We start from the raw sequence: 19196 nt of genomic DNA, 5'->3' as shown, positions 1-19196 counted from the left end.
TCACCTCAATGCTTGATCATCACATGCCGCACGCAGGTGTAGTCCTCAAGCCCGTACATCGACATATCCTTCCCATACCCCGAATGCTTCTGCCCACCATGGGGCATCTCGCTGACCAGCATGAAGTGGGTGTTGACCCAGGTGCAGCCATACTGCAACCGCGCCGCCAGGCGGTGGGCGCGGCCGGTGTCGCGGGTCCACACCGATGACGCCAGGCCGTACTCGGAATCGTTGGCCCATTCCAGCGCCTGCTCTTCGCTATTGAAGCGGGTCACCGACACCACCGGGCCGAACACTTCGTTACGCACGATCTCGTCATCCTGCAAGGCGTCGGCCAGCACGGTCGGCTCGAAGAAGAAGCCATCCCCCGCAATTACCTTGCCGCCCGTCACCAGGCGGATATGCGGCTGGGCGATGGCGCGCTGGACCAGGCCGGCCACCTTGTCGCGGTGCTGGGCGCTGATCAATGGGCCCAGTTCGGTGTCCTCGGCATCCTGCAGGCCGGCCTTGAGGCTGGAAACGGCCTTGCCCAGGCGCTCGACGAAGCGTTCATAGATGCCTGCCTGCACATACAGGCGACAGGCGGCGGTGCAGTCCTGGCCAGCGTTGTAGAAGCCGAACGTGCGGATGCCGTCGATGGCCGCGTCGATATCGGCGTCGTCGAACACCAGCACCGGCGCCTTGCCGCCCAGTTCCATGTGCATGCGCTTCACGCTGCTGGCGGTGGCGCCAATGATATGTGCCCCCGTCGCAATGGAGCCGGTCAGCGACACCATGCGCACCTTGGGGTGGGTGACCAGTGGGTTGCCGACCGTTTGCCCGCGGCCGAACAAAATGTTGAGCACGCCGGGCGGCAGCAAGTCTTTAGCCAGCTCGCCCAGGCGCAGGGCGGTCAGCGGGGTCAGTTCGGAGGGTTTGATGACCACGGTGTTGCCGGCCGCCAGGGCGGGGGCGATCTTCCATGCCAGCATCATCAACGGGTAGTTCCACGGCGCGATCGAAGCAACCACGCCCAGCGGGTCGCGGCGGATCATCGAGGTATGGCCCGGCAGGTATTCGCCCGCCGCCGAGCCGCCGAGGCAGCGGGCGGCGCCGGCAAAGTAGCGGAACACGTCGGCGATGGCCGGGATTTCGTCATTCAAGGCAGCTGCAAACGGCTTGCCGCAGTTCTGCGATTCCAGGCGGGCCAGTTCATCGCCATGGGCTTCAATGGTGTCGGCCAGGGCCAACAGCGCCAGCGAGCGCTCCTTGGGGCTGGTCTGTGACCAGCTGTCGAAGGCCAGGTCGGCAGCGCGCACGGCGGTATCGACCTGGCCTTCGGTGGCTTCGTTGATCTGCGCCAGGGCGCTGCCCTCGGCGGGGTTGAGCACGGTCCAGGCCGGGCCTTCGCCTGCGACCAGCTTACCGTTGACCAGCATTTTGCTTTGCATGGGGGGCTCCTTGTGGGTCATTTGCCACTGCCCGCAACGCTTTCGGCGCCACGGGTCAGGTAATAGGCGCCGAGAATCGGCAGCATGGTCACCAGCATCACCAGCATGGCGACCACGTTGGTCACCGGCACATCGCGCGGGCGGCTGAGCTGGTTGAGCAGCCAGATCGGCAGGGTGCGCTCGTGGCCAGCGGTGAAGGTGGTGACGATGATTTCATCGAACGACAGGGCGAAGGCCAGCATGCCGCCGGCCAGCAGTGCCGAGCCGAGGTTGGGCAGGATGATGTAGCGGAAGGTCTGCCAGCCGTCGGCGCCGAGGTCCATGGACGCCTCGATCAGGCTCTGCGAGGTGCGCCGCAGGCGGGCGATGACGTTGTTGTAGACGATCACCACGCAGAACGTGGCGTGACCGACCACGATGGTGAACACGCCGGGTTCTATACCGAGGCTTTTGAACGCCGAGAGCAGGGCTATGCCGGTGATGATGCCGGGCAGGGCGATCGGCAGGATCAGCATCAGCGAGATGCTCTCCTTGCCGAAGAAGTTGCGCCGGTACAGCGCCGCCGAGGCCAGGGTGCCGAGCACCAGCGCGATCAGCGTGGCCAGGCACGCCACCTGCAGCGACAGCTTGATCGCTTCGAGCACGTCGGGGCGGGCGAAGGCCACGGTGAACCAGTTGAGGGTGAAGCCCTTGGGCGGAAAGCTGAACGCCGCGTCTTCGGTATTGAAGGCGTACAGGACGATGATCAGGATCGGAAAGTGCAGAAACACCAACCCGCCCCAGGCCGCCAGGCGCAGGCCGACAGACGCTTTTTCAGAGTGCATCGAAGGCCCCCAGGCGCTTGACGATGGCCAGGTACACCGCGATCAGCACGATCGGCACCAGCGTGAAGGCCGCCGCCATTGGCATGTTGCCTATCGCCCCTTGTTGGGCATAGACCATGCTGCCGATGAAGTAACCCGGCGGGCCGATCAGTTGCGGCACGATGAAGTCGCCCAAGGTCAGCGAGAAGGTGAAGATCGAGCCGGCGGCAATGCCGGGGATCGACAGCGGCAGGATCACCTGCAGGAACGTTTGCCCCGGCCTGGCACCCAGGTCTGCCGAAGCCTGCAGCAATGACGGTGGCAGGCGCTCGAGCGAGGCCTGGATCGGCAGGATCATGAACGGTAGCCAGATGTACACGAACACCATGAAGCGCCCCAGGTGCGAGGTCGACAACGTGCTGCCGCCCACCCCGGGCACGGTCAGCACGGCCTGCAGCAGGGCGTCCAGGTGCAACTGCTGGACGAACCACTGGGCCACACCGCCCTTGGCCAGCAAGAGGGTCCAGGCGTAGGTCTTGACGATGTAGCTGGCCCACATCGGCATCATTACCGCGATGTAGAAAAATGCCTTGGTCTTGCCGCTGGTGTAGCGCGCCATGTAGTAGGCAATCGGGAAGGCCAGTACCGCACTGGCCAGCGATACCGCGACGGCCATGGTCAGGGTGCGCAGGATGATGTCGAAGTTGGACGGGTTGAACAGCGCCGCGAAGTTGCCCAGGGTCAGCGCCGGGGTGACCGCCATGGTGAAGTCGTCGAAGGTGTAGAAGCCCTGCCACAGCAGGCTGAGCAACGAGCCCAGGTAGATAGCGCCGAACCAGGTCAGCGGGGGGGTCAGCAACAGCGCCAGGTAGAGGTTGGGGCGCCGGTACAGCAGATCGGACAGGCGACGCATCTCAGCGGCCCTCGGCCAGGACGGTTTCCTGCAGGGCAGTCATCGCCTCGCGTGGCCAGCGTACCTGCACCTGCTGGCCGGCCTGCCAGGGCTGCGCTTGTGCCTGCCAGCGGTCGTTGGCGTGGCTGACGGCAAGCAGCTGGCCGCTTTCCAGTTGCACCTCGTAGCGGGTGGCGCTGCCTTGGTATTGGACGTCGTGCAGCAGGCCGCCGAGCTGAATGTCTTGCGCCTGGCCTGGCTGATCTACCAGGCGGATATGCTCCGGGCGAATGGAAAACGGAGCGCGGCTGCCGCTGAGTTGTTCGGCGAGGTCGCCGCGGATGACGTTGGAGGTACCGACGAACTCGGCGACGAAGGTGGTTGCTGGCTTCATGTAGAGGTTGCGTGGCGTGTCGACCTGTTCGATGCGGCCACGATTGAAGACCGCCACCCGGTCCGACATCGACAGCGCTTCGGTCTGGTCGTGGGTGACGAAGATGAAGGTGATGCCCAGCTGGCGCTGCAGCTTCTTCAATTCGCCCTGCATCTGTTCGCGCAGCTTGAGGTCGAGTGCGCCCAGCGGCTCGTCGAGCAGCAGCACCCGTGGCCGGTTGACCAGCGCGCGGGCCAGGGCTACGCGCTGGCGCTGGCCGCCGGAAAGCTGTGCCGGTTTGCGCTCGCCGTAGCCGGCCAGGGCGACCATGGCCAGCGCTTCTTCGGCGCGTGCCTGGCGTTCGGCCTTGGCCACGCCCTTGACCTTGAGGCCGTAGGCGATGTTGTCGCGCACGTTCATGTGCGGGAATAGCGCGTAGTCCTGGAATACCGTGTTGACGTCGCGCTGGTAGGGCGGTACGCCAGCGGCCTCGACACCATGGATGCGGATCGAACCGCTATTGGGTTGCTCGAAGCCGGCGATCAGGCGCAGGCAGGTGGTCTTGCCCGAGCCGGAAGGGCCGAGCATGGAGAAGAATTCGCCGTCCTCGATGTCGATGCTGACCTGGTCAACGGCCTTGACCTCGCCGAAGGTGCGGGAAACCTGGGTGAACTGGACGGCTAGGGGCATGGGTAACTCCAAGGTAAAGCTCGGGGGCGCCTTGCGGCCCTTTCGCGACACAAGGCCACTCCTACAGGGGATCGCGGTCTGTAGGAGCGGCCTTGTGTCGCGAAAGGGCTGCGCAGCAGCCCCAAATCAAGCGGCATACCTGTAGCAAGCCTGTGCTAGCGCCCGCCCATGATCGCAATGTAATCCTGGGTCCAGCGGCTATACGGCACGAACTTGCCGCCCTGGGCCTGCGGGGTTTTCCAGAAGGCGATCTTGTCGAAGTTGTCGAAGCCGTTGGTCTTGCACCCTTCAGCCCCCAGCAACTGACTGCCGGTGCAAGCTGCCGGCACTGCGGGCAACGAGCCGAACCAGGCCGCCACATCGCCTTGCACCTTGGGTTGCAGCGACCAGTCCATCCACTTGTAGGCGCAATTGGGGTGCTTGGCCTCGCTGTGCAGCATGGTGGTGTCGGCCCAGCCGGTGGCGCCTTCCTTCGGAATGGTCGAGGCTACCGGCTGGTTCTCGGCCTTCAGGCCATTGACCATGTAGCCCCATGAGCTGGAGGCAACCACGCCTTCGTTCTTCACGTCGCTCATCTGTACCGTGGCGTCATGCCAGTAACGGTGGATCAGCGGTTGCTGCTGGCGCAGCAGTTCGAGCACGGCCTTGTACTGGGCTTCATTGAGCTCGTACGGGTCCTTGATGCCCAGCTCGGGCTTGGCGGATTTCAGGTACAGCGCGGCATCGGCGATGTAGATCGGCCCGTCGTAAGCCTGTACGCGGCCCTTGTTCGGCTTGCCATCGGGCAGGTCCTGCGGCTCGAACACCACGTTCCAGCTGGTGGGGGCCTGCTTGAAGGTATTGGTGTTGTACAGCAGCACGTTCGGGCCCCATTGGTAGGGCGTGCCATACACCTGTTTGTCGACCACGTACCAGCCACCGTTCTGCAGGCGTGGGTCGATGTTCTTCCAGTTGGGGATCAGCGCTGTGTTGATGGGCTGTACGCGCTTGCCGACGATCAGGCGCAGCGAGGCGTCGCCGGAAGCGGTGACCAGGTCGTAGCCGCCCTTGGTCATCAGGCTGACCATTTCATCGGAAGTGGCCGCAGTCTTGACGCTGACCTTGCAGCCGGTTTCCTTCTCGAAACCGCTGACCCAGTCATAGGCCTTGTCGCTTTCACCGCGCTCGATGTAGCCGGGCCAGGCGACGATATCCAGCCGGCCTTCGCCGGCGCCGACGGCCTTGGGCATCTCGGCGGCCTGCAGGCTGGCGCTGGCCAGCAGTGCGCCGGTCATGGCGCCGAGCAATGCGGTCTTGTGCACTGACATGGTGTTCCCTCTTCTTGGAGATTTTGGTCGGGGCAGTCATCAAGAAAGCAGTGAAGCGATTGTGATAAGCGTAGTGCGCCTGTGCAGGTTGTTGGCGATGACGAGTCTAGTTGGCTTTTTGCCTGCTAATGCAACATCCGGAAGCAAATCCCCGAGTGGCCGCTTACGCGGCAGGCCTTACTCTGCTCGTTCCTTTCCGTATCGTGGAGACGTGCACATGAACACCCGTGGCCTGCTCGATCAACTGCTCAAATCTGGCCAGGAGCTGCTCAACAAGCAGCCTGGCGCAGGCAAGCCGTCAGCCGGCGCCGGTGGCTTGGGCGGCCTGCTCTCCGGGGCCGGCACAGGCGCCTTGGGGGCGGGTGCGCTGGGCCTGCTGCTGGGCAGCAAGAAGGCCCGCAAGTATGGTGGCAAGGCGCTCACCTACGGTGGCCTGGCCGCTCTTGGCGTGCTGGCTTACAAGGCCTATGGCAACTGGCAGGCGCGCCAGGGCACAGGGCAGGGCAGCGAGCCGCAGACGCTCGATCGCCTCCCGCCGGCCCAGGCCGAACAGCACAGCCAGGCGGTGCTGCGCGCGCTGGTGGCGGCGGCCAAGTCCGATGGCCATATCGACGAGCGCGAGCGGGCCCTGATCGAAGGCGAATTCACCCGCCTGGACAACGACCGCGACCTGCAGCACTGGCTGCACGATGAACTGAACAAGCCGCTGGACCCGGCCGAAGTCGCTCGCGCTGCGCAAACCCCTGAGATGGCTGCAGAGATGTATCTGGCCAGCGTGATGATGGTCGATCAGGAAAACTTCATGGAGCGCGCCTACCTCGACGAACTGGCCCGCCAGTTGCGCCTCGACCCGGCCCTGCGTCAGGAACTGGAGAGCCAGGTACGGCTTGCCGCAGGTCAATGAACTGGAAAATGGCCTGTCCGCCAGGGATAGAGGCCTGAATACCTCGCATTTCAGCCGCAAAAGCGTAGGAAGCCTGGGCTATACTTCGGCGATTTTTCCCGCTCGTTGTGAATTCCTGAGGGCTGAATGTGAAGAACTGGACCTTGCGCCAACGGATCCTGGCAAGTTTCGCCGTGATCATCGCCATCATGCTGCTGATGATCGTAGCCGCTTACTCGCGGTTGGTGACGATCGAAAGCGCCGAGGAAGCGGTGGGTACAGACAGCATTCCAGGTGTCTACTACAGCTCGATGATCCGCAGCGCCTGGGTCGACAGCTATGTCACCAGCCAGCAACTGGTGGGCCTGTCCAACCACCGCGAGATCACCCCGGCCGACATGGAGCTGTTCAAGAGCTTCGATGACCGGCTCAAGCAGTACATGGCCAGCTACCAGGGCACCATCCAGGACAGCGAAGACCAGAAGCGCTTCGACACCTTCGTCAAGCTTGAGGAAAACTACCTCAAGCTCGTCGGCCAGGTGCTCGATGCCTACCGGCAGCACAATTACACCGAAGCCGAGCGGCTGATCAGCGAGGCGCTTACCCCGGCCTGGGTGGAAGGGCGCAAGCACCTCAACACGGTGATCGAGCACAACCGCGAGGCGGCAGACGCTGCCACCCATGAAATTGTCAGTGCCGTGAGCACGGCCAAGGGCAGCATGATGGTCTCGCTGCTGCTGGCGATCGTGGCCGCCGGCATCTGTGGCTTGCTGTTGATGCGCGCCATCACAGCCCCTGTGCAGCGCGTGGTGCATGCCCTCGACAAACTGCGCTCGGGCGACCTGAGCATGCGCCTGAGCCTGGACCGCAAGGACGAGTTCGGTGCCATCGAGAGCGGCTTCAACGAAATGGCCGAAGCCCTGGCCAACCTGGTGGCCCAGGCGCAGCGCTCGTCGGTGCAGGTAACCACCTCGGTCACCGAGATTGCCGCCACCTCCAAGCAACAGCAGGCCACCGCTACCGAGACGGCTGCCACCACCACCGAGATCGGCGCCACCTCGCGTGAAATCGCCGCTACCTCGCGCGACCTGGTGCGCACCATGACCGAGGTCACCAGCGCTGCCGACCAGGCGTCGAGCCTGGCGGGCTCCGGCCAGCAGGGCCTGGCGCGCATGGAAGAGACCATGCACCAGGTGATGGGCGCCGCCGACCTGGTCAACGCCAAGCTGGGTATCCTCAACGAGAAGGCCAGCAACATCACGCAGATGGTGGTGACCATCGTCAAGGTGGCCGACCAGACCAACCTGCTTTCGCTCAATGCCGCCATCGAGGCGGAAAAGGCCGGTGAATATGGCCGCGGTTTTGCCGTGGTCGCCACCGAGGTGCGGCGCCTGGCCGACCAGACGGCCGTGGCCACCTACGACATCGAGCAGATGGTGCGGGAAATCCAGTCGGCGGTGTCGGCCGGGGTGATGGGCATGGACAAGTTCTCCGAAGAAGTGCGCCGCGGCATGTTCGAAGTGCAGCAGGTGGGCGAGCAACTGAGCCAGATCATTCACCAGGTCCAGGCCCTGGCTCCGCGTGTGCTGATGGTCAATGAGGGCATGCAGGCCCAGGCCACCGGTGCCGAGCAGATCAACCAGGCCCTGGCCCAGCTCAGCGATGCCAGCACCCAGACGGTGGAATCGCTGCGCCAGGCCAGCTTCGCCATCGATGAGCTGAGCCAGGTGGCCGCCGGCCTGCGCGGTGGTGTATCGCGCTTCAAAGTCTGATCACCATGACCAACCTGCACTCTTACCCGGCAGCGGCGGCCAGCGCCAAGGGCACGCTGTACTTGCAGTTTCGCCTCAACCAGCAGCGTTTTGCCCTGGACGTGCGCGAAGTGATCGAGGTGCTGCCGCGCCGCCCGCTCAAGCCGATTGCCCAGGCGCCGGCTTGGGTGGCCGGCATCCTGCCCCATCGCGGCGTGCTGGTGCCAGTGGTTGACCTGAGTGCGCTGAGCTTCGCGCGGCCGGCCGCCGAGCGCGCCAGCACGCGCCTGGTGCTGGTGCATTACCGTCACGACCAGGTGCTGGGCCTGATCCTCGAACAAGCCACCGAAACCCTGCGCTGCATGCCAGATGAGTTCCAGCCTTATGGCCTGGATAACGGCGAAGCGCGTTACCTGGGCCCGGTTCGCCAGGACGCTCAGGGCTTGTTGCAACGGATCGTGGTGGATGACCTGCTGACCGATAGCGTGCGCGAGCGGTTGTTTCCGCTGGCGCAAGGGCAGGAGGCGCCATGAGCGAGCAACGTTTTTTCCGCTTCTTGCAAGCGCGTATCGGCCTGGATGTCGAGTCTGTTGGCGTGCCGATGGTCGAGCGGGCACTGCGCCAGCGCTGCGTCGCACTGAATGCCACCGATCTGAATGATTACTGGGTCCGTCTGCAGCAATCGGCGGACGAGCAACTGGCCCTGATCGAGGCCGTGATCGTCCCGGAGACCTGGTTCTTTCGCTACCCGGAATCGTTCTCCGCACTGGTCGGCCTGGCCCAGAAGCGCCTGGCCGAACTGGCCGGTGAGCGGCCGTTGCGTCTGCTCAGCCTGCCGTGCTCCACCGGCGAGGAGCCGTACTCGCTCGCCATGGCCTTGCTCGACGCGGGCATGAGCCCACTCGATTTTCGCATCGACGGGGTCGATATCAGTCCAAGCTCGGTCGCCAGGGGCATACAGGGCTTGTATGGGCGCAACTCGTTCCGCGGCAGCGAACTGTCGTTTCGCGAGCGCCATTTCCGTGAGCGCGATGACGGGCACCAGTTGGATGAGCGGGTACGCCGGCAGGTGAGCCTGGAAGTGGGCAATGTGCTCGACCCGGCGCTCGCCAGCCGCAACGGCCAGTACGACTTCGTGTTCTGTCGCAACCTGCTGATCTACTTCGATGTACCGACCCAGCAGCGTGTGTTCGAAGTGCTCAAGCGCCTTGCACAGCCGCAGGGCGTACTGTTCATCGGCCCGGCCGAGGGAAGTTTGCTGGCGCGGTTGGGGATGCGGCCATTGGGGATTGCCCAGTCGTTCGCTTATGTGCGCCAACCGGTGGATGTCCCCGCCATGCCGGCCCTGCCACCAAGCCGCGTGGCCCTGCCCGTTGCCCCAAGCCGCCCAAGGCCCGTGCCTGCGCCGCCCGCACGGCCGCTGCGGGCGATTGCGCCTGCCCCTTCGGCAGCGCCACCGCGCGAGAGCGAAAGCGAGTTGCTGGCCAGCATCGCGCGCCAGGCCAATGCCGGCGACAGCGCCCAGGCCCGCGCCAGTTGCCAGCGCTATCTGCGCCAGTTCGCACCGAAGGCCCAAGTCTACTACTGGCTGGGGCTGCTGAGTGATACCGAAGGCGATGCACAACAGGCGCTGACCCATTACCGCAAGGCGCTGTACCTGGAACCTCAGCACCCTGAGGCATTGCTGCACCTGGCCACGCTGCTGGCGGCCCAAGGCGATGAAGTTGGTGCCCGCCGCCTGCAGGCACGTGCGGCACGGGTTGGCCGGGAGTCTGAACGATGAAAGCCGAACACGGGATCGAGCTGCTGGCCCAGGACGATGAGCGCATCGACGATTGCTGGAACCGCATTGGCGTACACGGCAACAAGCAATGCCCGCTGCTGGAGCGGCATATCCATTGCCGCAACTGCGAAGTCTACGCGGCGGCGGCCACGCGCCTGCTCGACCGCTATGCGCTGATCGAAGCGGACCTGGTGCATGCGCACGCCCCTGCCGAAACCCGCGCCGGGCGTTCGCAACTGCTGTTCCGCCTGGGCGAAGAATGGCTGGCCTTGGCCACTGCCTGCCTGGCCGAGATCGCCCACCTGCAGCCGGTGCATTCATTGCCGCATCAGCGCTCGCGCGTGCTGCAAGGGGTGGCCAACGTGCGCGGTGCGCTGGTGCCGTGCCTGTCACTGGGCGACCTGCTGGGCGTGGAGCGATTGTCCGAGCCGGCGCGTGGCGGCCGGGCGATGCCGCGCATGCTGATCCTGGCAGCGTCGGGCGGACCGGTGGTGATGGCCGTGGACGAGATCGACGGCATTCACCGCCTCGACGCCACACTGCTGGACGCCAGCGAAGATGCCGCGCCGTTCACCGCTGCGGTATTGCAATGGCGCGGGCGCAGCGTGCGTGTGCTGGACGATCAACAATTACTGTCTGCCGTGCAGCGGAGCCTGTCATGACCCCAGAGCAAATGCGCGACGCATCGCTGCTCGAACTGTTCAGCCTGGAGGCCGAGGCGCAGACCCAGGTGCTCAGTACCGGGCTGATGGCACTGGAACGCAACCCGACCCAGGCCGACCAGCTGGAAGCCTGCATGCGTGCGGCGCACTCATTGAAAGGCGCGGCGCGCATCGTCGGTATCGATGCCGGGGTCAGCGTCGCCCACGTCATGGAAGATTGCCTGGTGGCGGCCCAGGAAGGCCGGCTGCTGTTGCGCGCCGAACACATCGACGCGCTGCTGCGTGGCACCGACTTGCTGATGCACATCGCCACCCCTGGCGACCCGCATGGCGAGGCGCTGGTGCCGGCGTTCCTGCGGCAGATGGCCAGCTTGCTCGACCCCGGTGCCGCGCCACTGCCCGCAGCGGTTGCACTTGAGCCACCGTCGCCCGTGGTCCCGCCGGCCCAGACGGAGCCCGTGGTGCCGGCCTTGGAAACAGACGTCGAGCCAGCTGCGCCGCGCAAGGCTGGCAAGCGCACGGGTGAGGGGGGGGAGCGGGTGTTGCGGGTGACGGCCGACCGCCTGAACAGCCTGCTCGACCTGTCGAGCAAGTCGTTGGTCGAGACCCAGCGCCTCAAGCCCTACCTGGCCACCTTGCAGCGCCTCAAGCGCATGCATGGCCAAGGCATGCGGGCCCTCGACGGCCTGAAAACGCAACTCGAAGACAGCGGCCAGAGCATTGAGGTGCTCGACGCCCTGGCCCAGACCCAGCGACTGCTGGCGGAAACCCAGCAGATTCTGCAGCAGCAGGCCGCCGACCTCGACGAGTTCGGTTGGCAGGCCAGCCAGCGTGCGCAGTTGCTGTACGACACGGCATTGGCCTGCCGCATGCGCCCGTTTGCCGACGTGCTCACCGGCCAGAGCCGCATGGTCCGCGACCTGGGGCGTTCGCTCGGCAAGCAGGTGCAACTGCAGATCGAAGGCGAAAAGACCCAGGTCGATCGCGACGTGCTGGAAAAGCTCGAAGCGCCGTTGACCCACTTGCTGCGCAATGCCGTCGACCATGGCGTCGAGCTGCCCGAGCGGCGCCTGCTGGCGGGCAAACCAGCGGAAGGCACGATCCGCTTGCGCGCCTCGCACCAGGCCGGCCTGCTGATGCTCGAACTGAGCGATGATGGCGCAGGCATCGACCTTGAGCGCCTGAAACGCAACATCGTCGAGCGCGGCCTGTCGCCTGCCGATACCGTGGCACAAATGAGCAAAGCCGAGCTGCTGACCTTCCTGTTCCTGCCGGGCTTCAGCCTGCGTGACAAGGTCACCGAAGTGTCTGGCCGTGGTGTTGGCCTGGATGCGGTGCAACACATGGTCCGCGACCTGCGCGGTTCGATCGAGCTTACCCAGGTGCCTGGCCAGGGCTGCCGTTTCCAGCTTGAGGTGCCGCTGACCCTGTCGGTGGTGCGCAGCCTGGTGGTGGAGGTGGGGGATGAGGCGTATGCGTTCCCGCTGGCGCATATCGAGCGCACCCTCGAGGTGGCGGCCGACGAGATCGTGCAGATCGAGGGGCGCCAGCATTTCTGGCACGAAGGCCGACATATTGGCCTGGTGGCTGCCAGCCAGTTGCTCAACCGGCCGGCAGGGCAGGGTGAGGCAAACAGCCTGCGAGTGGTGGTGATCCGTGAGCGTGAGCAGCTGTACGGGGTGGCCGTGGAGCGCCTGATCGGCGAGCGGGTGCTGGTGGTGATGCCGCTCGACCCGCGCCTGGGCAAGGTCCAGGACATCTCTGCAGGGGCGTTGCTGGACGATGGCTCGGTGGTGCTGATCATCGACGTTGAAGACCTGCTGCGTTCGGTGGAAAAACTGCTCAGCACTGGCCGCCTGGAACGCATCGAACGCGGTGCCCAAGGCGCACGAGGCGCCAGCCGCAAGCGCATCCTGGTGGTCGACGACTCGCTCACCGTACGCGAGCTGCAACGCAAGCTGCTCAGTAACCGTGGCTACGACGTGGCGGTGGCAGTGGACGGCATGGATGGCTGGAACGCCCTGCGCAGCGAGGACTTCGACCTGCTGATCACCGACATCGACATGCCGCGCATGGACGGCATCGAACTGGTCACCCTGGTGCGCCGCGACCAGCGGTTGCAGTCGCTGCCGGTGATGGTGGTGTCGTACAAGGACCGCGAAGAAGATCGCCGACGTGGCCTGGACGCTGGCGCCGACTACTATTTGGCGAAGGCCAGCTTCCATGACGATGCGTTGCTGGATGCCGTGGTGGAATTGATCGGAGGTGCTCAGGGATGAAGGTCGCCATCGTCAACGATATGCCCATGGCAGTGGAGGCGTTGCGCCGGGCCCTGGCCTTCGAGCCGGCGCACCAGGTGATCTGGGTGGCCGGCAATGGGGCCGAAGCCGTGCGCAAGTGCGCCGAGGATACCCCCGACCTGATTCTCATGGACCTGATCATGCCGGTGATGGACGGCGTCGAGGCGACCCGGCGGATCATGGCCGAAACGCCCTGCGCCATCGTTATCGTCACCGTCGACCGCAAGCAGAACGTGCACCGGGTGTTCGAGGCCATGGGCCATGGGGCCCTGGACGTGGTCGACACCCCCGCGGTGGGCGCGGGTGATGCACGTGAGGCAGCGGCGCCGCTGCTGCGCAAGATCCTCAATATCGGCTGGCTGATCGGCCAGCAGCGGCCCGGGGCGAGCAAGACGGTCGCCGCCCCCCTGCGCGAGGCGTCCCAGCGCAGCGGCCTGGTGGCCATCGGCTCGTCCGCAGGCGGCCCAGCCGCGCTCGAAGTGCTGCTAAAAGGCCTGCCGCGCGGTTTTCCAGCCTCGATCGTGCTGGTCCAGCATGTCGACCAGGTGTTTGCCGCCGGCATGGCCGAGTGGCTCGCCAGCGCCTGCGGCTTGCCGGTGCGCCTGGCCCGCGAGGGCGAGCCGCCACAACCCGGGCAAGTGCTGCTGGCCGGCACCAATCACCATATCCGCCTGCTACAGGGTGGCCAGTTGGCCTACACTGCCGAACCGGTCAACGAGATCTATCGGCCTTCGATCGACGTGTTCTTCGAGAGCGTGGCGCGCCACTGGAACGGCGACGCGGTGGGCGTGCTGCTTACCGGCATGGGCCGTGATGGTGCCCAAGGCCTGAAGCTGATGCGCCAGCAGGGCTTTCTGACGATTGCCCAGGACCAGGCCAGCAGTGCGGTCTACGGCATGCCAAAGGCCGCTGCGGCTATCGATGCTGCGGTGGAAATCCGCCCGCTTGAGCGAATCGCCGGGCGCTTGATGGAAATCTTCGCAAAATGACCACATGTATTGAGTCACGTCGCCTGAGCGGCAGTGATCAGGTGAAAACGGATGACTGATCTACCGATCGAAGGTTTCGCGACCCCCAATGAAAATTCGGCGATGGTCCTTCTGGTGGACGATCAGGCGATGATCGGCGAAGCAGTGCGTCGTGGCCTGGCCCACGAAGAGAACATCGACTTCCACTTCTGTGCCGACCCGCACCAGGCGGTGGCCCAGGCGATGCGCATCAAGCCCACGGTCATCCTCCAGGACCTGATCATGCCCGGCCTTGACGGCCTGACCCTGGTGCGCGAGTACCGCAACAACCCAGCCACCCAGGACATCCCGATCATCGTCCTGTCGACCAAGGAAGACCCGCTGGTCAAGAGCGCGGCCTTCGCCGCCGGGGCCAACGATTACCTGGTCAAGCTGCCAGACACCATCGAGCTGGTGGCGCGCATCCGCTACCACTCGCGTTCCTACCTGACCCTGCTGCAGCGCGACGAGGCCTACCGCGCCCTGCGCGTAAGCCAGCAGCAGCTGCTCGACACCAACCTGATGCTGCAGCGCCTGATGAATTCCGACGGCCTCACCGGCTTGTCCAACCGCCGTCACTTCGACGAGTACCTGGAGCTGGAGTGGCGCCGGGCCATGCGTGAGCAGCAGCAATTGTCGCTGCTGATGATCGATGTCGATTACTTCAAGGTCTTCAACGACAGCTTCGGCCACCTGGCCGGCGACGAGGCCTTGCGCCAGGTGGCCGAAGCCATTCGCGGCTCCTGCTCGCGGCCGTCCGACCTGCCGGCGCGCTACGGCGGTGAGGAGTTCGCCCTGGTGTTGCCCAACACCTCGCCCGGTGGCGCGCGTCTGGTCGCAGAAAAGCTGCGCCAGACCGTTATCGGCCTGAACATTGCGCACAGCGCGCCGACCGCAGATTCGCACCTGACCGTGAGCATCGGCCTGGCGACCCAGACGCCAGCCATCGGTAGCCACTGCCGGCAGCTGATTTCGGCGGCAGACAAGGGGCTGTATCTGGCCAAGAACAACGGGCGCAACCAGGTCGGCATCGCCTGAGGCTGGTGCGGCTGCCCAACGGGCTGCCGCAGTTGCCTGGATCGGTTATACTCGCGGGCTTTTCACCGAATTCGCACGAGTAGCCAGCCATGGAAATCCAACCGATCCTGAACACCATCAAGGACCTCACCGAGCGTTCCCTGTCCATTCGGGGGTATCTTTGACTACGATCACAAGCATGACCGCCTGATCGAAGTCAACCGCGAGCTGGAAGACGCAGCCGTCTGGAACAAGCCCGAGTACGCCCAGGCCCTGGGCCGCGAGCGCGCCATGCTGGCGCAGGTGGTCGAGACCCTGGACAAGATGTCCAACGGCCTGGCCGACTGCAAGGACCTGCTCGACATGGCCGTCGAGGAAGGTGACGAAGGCGCTGTCAGCGATGTCGAGACCGAGCTGCAGGCCCTGGAAGAATCCCTGGCCCAGCTTGAGTTCCGTCGCATGTTCAGCGGCGAGATGGACATGAACAACGCCTACCTGGACATCCAGGCCGGCTCCGGTGGTACCGAAGCGCAGGACTGGGCCAACATCCTGCTGCGCATGTACCTGCGCTGGGCCGACAAGCGTGGTTTCGACGCTACCATCATCGAACTGTCCGAAGGTGAAGTCGCCGGCATCAAGGGTGCCACCGTGCACATCAAGGGCGAGTACGCCTTCGGCTGGCTGCGCACCGAGATCGGCGTGCACCGCCTGGTGCGCAAGAGCCCGTTCGACTCTGGCGCGCGTCGCCACACCTCGTTCTCGGCGGTGTTCGTCTCCCCCGAGATCGACGACAAGGTCGAGATCGAGATCAACCCGTCCGACCTGCGCATCGACACCTACCGCTCCTCCGGTGCCGGTGGTCAGCACGTCAACACCACCGACTCGGCGGTGCGTATCACCCACGTGCCGACCAACACCGTGGTGGCCTGCCAGAACGAACGCTCCCAGCACGCCAACAAGGACACCGCCATGAAAATGCTGCGGGCCAAGTTGTACGAGCTGGAAATGCAGAAGCGCAATGCCGCCTCGCAGGCACTGGAAGACAGCAAGTCGGACATCGGCTGGGGCCACCAGATCCGTTCCTACGTGCTGGATGACTCGCGCATCAAGGACCTGCGTACCGGCGTCGAGCGCAGCGACTGCCAGAAGGTTCTGGACGGCGACCTCGACCAGTACCTGGAAGCGAGCCTCAAGCAGGGGCTGTAAGCCGTACACCACTGCCGCGCTACCTGGCCAACCGCCGGTAGCGCGCGCCCTGCCCGACAAGGGCAACGAATACCTGATGGAAAGAATGACGACATGAGCGACCTCAAGACCGAATCGCAAGACCTGCAACAGGAAGAAAACGCCCTGATCGCCCTGCGCAAGGAAAAACTTGCCGCCGAGCGTGCCAAGGGCAATGCCTTCCCCAACGACTTCCGTCGCGACAGCTACTGCAACGACCTGCAGAAGCAGTACGCGGACAAGACCAAGGAAGAGCTGGAAGCAGCCGCGATCCCGGTCAAGGTTGCCGGCCGTATCATGCTCAACCGTGGCTCGTTCATGGTCATCCAGGACATGACTGGCCGTATCCAGGTCTACGTCAACCGCAAGACCCTGCCGGAAGAGACCCTGGCTGCGGTCAAGACCTGGGACCTGGGCGACATCATCAGCGCCGAAGGCACCCTGGCCCGTTCCGGCAAGGGTGACCTGTACGTCGAGATGACCAACGTGCGCCTGCTGACCAAGTCGCTGCGCCCGCTGCCAGACAAGCACCACGGCCTGACCGACACCGAGCAGCGCTACCGCCAGCGCTACGTCGACCTGATGGTCAACGAAGAAACCCGCCACACCTTCCGTGTGCGTTCGCAGGTGATCTCGCACATCCGCAAGTTCCTCATCGAGCGCGACTTCCTCGAAGTCGAGACGCCGATGCTGCAGACCATTCCTGGCGGTGCCGCGGCCAAACCGTTCGAAACCCACCACAACGCCCTGGACATGGCCATGTTCCTGCGCATCGCGCCTGAGCTGTACCTCAAGCGCCTGGTGGTCGGTGGCTTCGAAAAAGTGTTCGAGATCAACCGCAACTTCCGTAACGAAGGCGTTTCGACGCGTCACAACCCTGAATTCACCATGCTCGAGTTCTACCAGGCCTACGCCGACTACCGCGACAACATGGACCTCACCGAGGAACTGTTCCGCGAGCTGGCGCAGCTGGTGCTGGGCACCACCGACGTACCGTACGGCGACAAGGTGTTCCACTTCGGCGAGCCGTTCGTGCGCCTGTCGGTGTTCGACTCGATCCTCAAGTACAACCCGGAGCTGACCGCTGCCGACCTGCAGGACGTCGACCGTGCCCGCGAGATCGCCAAGAAGGCCGGTGCCAAGGTGCTGGGCCACGAAGGCCTGGGCAAGCTGCAGGTGATGATTTTCGAAGAGCTGGTCGAGCACAAGCTGGAGCAGCCGCACTTCATCACCGAGTACCCGTTCGAAGTCTCGCCGCTGGCCCGTCGCAACGACGACAACCCGTCCGTGACCGACCGTTTCGAGCTGTTCATCGGTGGCCGCGAGATCGCCAACGCCTACTCCGAGCTCAACGATGCCGAAGACCAGGCCGAGCGCTTCCTGGCCCAGGTGGCCGAGAAGGACGCGGGTGACGACGAAGCCATGCACTACGACGCCGACTTTGTTCGCGCCTTGGAATACGGCATGCCGCCGACCGCCGGTGAGGGCATCGGCATCGACCGCCTGGTGATGCTGCTGACCAACTCGCCGTCGATTCGCGACGTGATCCTGTTCCCGCACATGCGCCCACAGGCCTGAGTGAACTGAACAAGCCGCCTTTAGGGGCGGCTTTTTCTTGCCTGTACACTTGTATTGGCTGTACCGGCCTTTTCGCGGGCAAGCCCGCACCCACAGGTTTTTTGCACAGCTCCTGTGGGCTGTGGCGAACCCTGTGGGAGCGGGTTTACCCGCGAAGAGGCCGGCACTGACAAACCACTGTTTGTGAGGTACCCCCGTGACACCCGCAATGGCCCAACAAGGCGCCGCCGGCATCGCCACCGCCGTCGCCGAAAGCGTGCAATACCAGGGTCGCAAGACCGCCCGTCAAGGCAGCGAACAACGCCGCCAGCTGATCCTCGACGCCGCCATGCGCATCGTCGTGCGCGACGGCGTGCGTGGCGTGCGCCACCGTGCAGTGGCCGCCGAAGCCGGTGTGCCGCTGTCGGCCACCACCTACTACTTCAAGGACATCGAGGACCTGCTCACCGATACCTTCGCCCAGTACGTCGAGCGCAGTGCCGACTACATGGCCAAGCTCTGGGCCAACACCGAGGTGGTACTGCGCCAGCTGCTGGCCCAGGGCGATGGCAGCGTGCAGTCGCGGGCGCGGCTGGCCGACGAAATCGCGCGCATGACCGCCGACTATGTCCAGCGCCAGTTGCTTAACCGCCGCGATTTCATGATGGCCGAGCAGGCCTTCCGCCAGGAGGCCCTGCTGTGCCCGCGCTTGGCCGAGCTGGTGTGCGCGCACGAGCAGATTTTGCTGCATGGCGCACGCCAGCTGCTGCAGGTGGTAGGCTCGCAGCAACCGGAACAGGACGCCCAAATGTTGACGGCGATTATCGAGCAGATGGAATATCAGGGCCTGCTCAAGGATGCCGATGCGCAAGCCGATGGGCAGATGCTCGCTATGCTTACCCGTTACCTGCACCTGGTGTTGGCATCGGCCTGAGCTGAGACCGAACTTTCAAGGAGAACCTGATGAAAGCCTGGCGTGTGGTGTTGTTGACGTTGTCATTCCTGCTGCTGGGCGGTTGTCTGGTGACCTTTCATGAGCCGCTGCCGAGCAACCAGGCGGCGCCCAAGGCCTTGCTCGGCAAATGGAGCAGCAAGGACGCCTGGGGCGAACCGCTGAAGCTGACCATCAGCCGCAGCGGTGGCGATGCCTACAAGGCGGTGGCCACGGCCAAGGGCAAGGCGCCCGAGGAATACACGTTTACCGTCTCGCGGCATGGTAACCGCTGGTACCTGTCGGCTGGCGTGCCCAAGCGCCTGGGCGGCAACTTCCTGATCGGTGGATTCGACATCGTCGATGGCAAGGAACTGGTGGTCTACAACCTTGACGTCGAGCAGGTGCAGCAGGCGGTCGACAAGAAGGAATTGAGCGGGCGCAGCACTGAGGTGGCGGAAGAAAATGAACAGGGCGTGCTGATCGACAGCCCGTCGCCGCGCGTGCTGGCCTATCTGGATGATCCGGCCAACTCCGACCTGTTCGTTGAGGTGGCGCGGTTCCAGCGCTCCGGCAAATGACCGAG

General features: G+C 64.6%; 17 protein-coding genes. 12 read left to right on the top strand and 5 right to left on the bottom strand.

Annotation, left to right across the window (positions count from 1 at the left end):
- Positions 1-5: 5 nt before the first annotated feature.
- From APH27_RS08125 to ydcS, 5 genes are all read right to left on the bottom strand, one after another.
- The gene (locus APH27_RS08125) at positions 6-1430 is read right to left on the bottom strand and encodes a gamma-aminobutyraldehyde dehydrogenase (protein WP_060484518.1); all 1425 of its coding nucleotides are present in this window, start codon (positions 1428-1430) and stop codon (positions 6-8) included.
- A gap of 17 nt (positions 1431-1447) precedes the next feature.
- The gene (locus APH27_RS08120) at positions 1448-2254 is read right to left on the bottom strand and encodes an ABC transporter permease (protein ID WP_060484517.1); all 807 of its coding nucleotides are present in this window, start codon (positions 2252-2254) and stop codon (positions 1448-1450) included.
- Positions 2244-3146: an ABC transporter permease gene (locus APH27_RS08115; RefSeq protein ID WP_060484516.1), complete on the bottom strand. Its 903-nt coding sequence runs from the start codon at positions 3144-3146 to the stop codon at positions 2244-2246. The genes APH27_RS08120 and APH27_RS08115 overlap by 11 nt, the downstream gene beginning before the upstream one ends.
- 1 nt (position 3147) lies before the next feature.
- Positions 3148-4188, bottom strand: coding sequence for an ABC transporter ATP-binding protein (locus APH27_RS08110; protein ID WP_060484515.1), 1041 nt, complete (start codon positions 4186-4188; stop codon positions 3148-3150).
- Between the two features lie 155 nt (positions 4189-4343).
- Positions 4344-5495 (bottom strand): putative ABC transporter substrate-binding protein YdcS, encoded by a 1152-nt coding sequence (gene ydcS, locus APH27_RS08105; protein ID WP_060484514.1) that lies wholly within the window; start codon positions 5493-5495, stop codon positions 4344-4346.
- A gap of 217 nt (positions 5496-5712) precedes the next feature.
- Here ydcS and APH27_RS08100 point away from each other — a divergent pair, with 217 nt between their 5' ends.
- From APH27_RS08100 to APH27_RS08045, 12 genes are all read left to right on the top strand, one after another.
- Positions 5713-6399, top strand: a complete 687-nt coding sequence (locus tag APH27_RS08100) for a tellurite resistance TerB family protein (RefSeq protein ID WP_027920082.1) — start codon at positions 5713-5715, stop codon at positions 6397-6399.
- 128 nt (positions 6400-6527) lie between these two features.
- Positions 6528-8150 carry a methyl-accepting chemotaxis protein gene (locus tag APH27_RS08095; protein WP_060484513.1) on the top strand — a complete coding sequence of 541 codons (1623 nt, stop codon included), beginning with the start codon at positions 6528-6530 and terminating at the stop codon, positions 8148-8150.
- A 5-nt stretch (positions 8151-8155) separates the two neighbouring features.
- The gene (locus tag APH27_RS08090; RefSeq protein WP_027920080.1) at positions 8156-8662 is read left to right on the top strand and encodes a chemotaxis protein CheW; all 507 of its coding nucleotides are present in this window, start codon (positions 8156-8158) and stop codon (positions 8660-8662) included.
- Complete coding sequence (locus APH27_RS08085; RefSeq protein ID WP_060484512.1) at positions 8659-9912, top strand: protein-glutamate O-methyltransferase CheR; 1254 nt, start codon at positions 8659-8661, stop codon at positions 9910-9912. Before APH27_RS08090 ends, APH27_RS08085 begins: the two co-directional genes overlap by 4 nt.
- Entirely contained in the window at positions 9909-10574 is a 666-nt protein-coding gene (locus APH27_RS08080; RefSeq protein ID WP_060484511.1) for a chemotaxis protein CheW, read from the top strand. Before APH27_RS08085 ends, APH27_RS08080 begins: the two co-directional genes overlap by 4 nt.
- Complete coding sequence (locus tag APH27_RS08075) at positions 10571-12853, top strand: hybrid sensor histidine kinase/response regulator (protein WP_060484510.1); 2283 nt, start codon at positions 10571-10573, stop codon at positions 12851-12853. The genes APH27_RS08080 and APH27_RS08075 overlap by 4 nt, the downstream gene beginning before the upstream one ends.
- Entirely contained in the window at positions 12850-13863 is a 1014-nt protein-coding gene (locus APH27_RS08070; RefSeq protein ID WP_060484509.1) for a chemotaxis response regulator protein-glutamate methylesterase, read from the top strand. Before APH27_RS08075 ends, APH27_RS08070 begins: the two co-directional genes overlap by 4 nt.
- Positions 13864-13914: 51 nt before the next feature.
- The gene (gene wspR / locus APH27_RS08065) at positions 13915-14919 is read left to right on the top strand and encodes a Wsp signal transduction system regulator diguanylate cyclase WspR (protein WP_027920075.1); all 1005 of its coding nucleotides are present in this window, start codon (positions 13915-13917) and stop codon (positions 14917-14919) included.
- Positions 14920-15008: 89 nt separating this feature from the next.
- A protein-coding gene (prfB, locus tag APH27_RS26350) for a peptide chain release factor 2 (RefSeq protein ID WP_112312756.1) occupies positions 15009-16104 on the top strand; the annotation gives its coding sequence in 2 pieces (ribosomal slippage) (positions 15009-15080 and positions 15082-16104; 1095 coding nt in all).
- 93 nt (positions 16105-16197) lie between these two features.
- Positions 16198-17700, top strand: coding sequence for a lysine--tRNA ligase (gene lysS / locus APH27_RS08055; RefSeq protein WP_027920073.1), 1503 nt, complete (start codon positions 16198-16200; stop codon positions 17698-17700).
- 208 nt (positions 17701-17908) lie between these two features.
- Positions 17909-18613, top strand: coding sequence for a TetR/AcrR family transcriptional regulator (locus APH27_RS08050; protein WP_027920072.1), 705 nt, complete (start codon positions 17909-17911; stop codon positions 18611-18613).
- A gap of 29 nt (positions 18614-18642) precedes the next feature.
- Entirely contained in the window at positions 18643-19191 is a 549-nt protein-coding gene (locus APH27_RS08045; protein WP_027920071.1) for a hypothetical protein, read from the top strand.
- Positions 19192-19196 lie beyond the last annotated feature (5 nt).

It is taken from the genome of Pseudomonas sp. NBRC 111123 (genome assembly GCF_001320205.1).
In the GTDB taxonomy this organism is placed as follows: Bacteria; Pseudomonadota; Gammaproteobacteria; order Pseudomonadales; family Pseudomonadaceae; genus Aquipseudomonas; species Aquipseudomonas putida_J.
This window is presented reverse-complemented; position numbering and strand designations above follow the sequence as displayed.

Excerpts from the sequence above, each read along its gene's own strand:
- APH27_RS08070 (WP_060484509.1), top strand. The coding sequence starts at position 12,850 with ATGAAGGTCGCCATCGTCAACGATATGCCCATGGCAGTGGAGGCGTTG.
- lysS (WP_027920073.1), top strand. The coding sequence starts at position 16,198 with ATGAGCGACCTCAAGACCGAATCGCAAGACCTGCAACAGGAAGAAAAC.
- APH27_RS08085 (WP_060484512.1), top strand. The coding sequence starts at position 8,659 with ATGAGCGAGCAACGTTTTTTCCGCTTCTTGCAAGCGCGTATCGGCCTG.
- APH27_RS08120 (WP_060484517.1), bottom strand. The coding sequence starts at position 2,254 with ATGCACTCTGAAAAAGCGTCTGTCGGCCTGCGCCTGGCGGCCTGGGGC.
- APH27_RS08075 (WP_060484510.1), top strand. The coding sequence starts at position 10,571 with ATGACCCCAGAGCAAATGCGCGACGCATCGCTGCTCGAACTGTTCAGC.
- APH27_RS08050 (WP_027920072.1), top strand. The coding sequence starts at position 17,909 with ATGGCCCAACAAGGCGCCGCCGGCATCGCCACCGCCGTCGCCGAAAGC.
- APH27_RS08100 (WP_027920082.1), top strand. The coding sequence starts at position 5,713 with ATGAACACCCGTGGCCTGCTCGATCAACTGCTCAAATCTGGCCAGGAG.
- APH27_RS08045 (WP_027920071.1), top strand. The coding sequence starts at position 18,643 with ATGAAAGCCTGGCGTGTGGTGTTGTTGACGTTGTCATTCCTGCTGCTG.
- APH27_RS08090 (WP_027920080.1), top strand. The coding sequence starts at position 8,156 with ATGACCAACCTGCACTCTTACCCGGCAGCGGCGGCCAGCGCCAAGGGC.
- APH27_RS08125 (WP_060484518.1), bottom strand. The coding sequence starts at position 1,430 with ATGCAAAGCAAAATGCTGGTCAACGGTAAGCTGGTCGCAGGCGAAGGC.
- APH27_RS08110 (WP_060484515.1), bottom strand. The coding sequence starts at position 4,188 with ATGCCCCTAGCCGTCCAGTTCACCCAGGTTTCCCGCACCTTCGGCGAG.
- wspR (WP_027920075.1), top strand. The coding sequence starts at position 13,915 with ATGACTGATCTACCGATCGAAGGTTTCGCGACCCCCAATGAAAATTCG.
- APH27_RS08080 (WP_060484511.1), top strand. The coding sequence starts at position 9,909 with ATGAAAGCCGAACACGGGATCGAGCTGCTGGCCCAGGACGATGAGCGC.
- ydcS (WP_060484514.1), bottom strand. The coding sequence starts at position 5,495 with ATGTCAGTGCACAAGACCGCATTGCTCGGCGCCATGACCGGCGCACTG.
- APH27_RS08115 (WP_060484516.1), bottom strand. The coding sequence starts at position 3,146 with ATGCGTCGCCTGTCCGATCTGCTGTACCGGCGCCCCAACCTCTACCTG.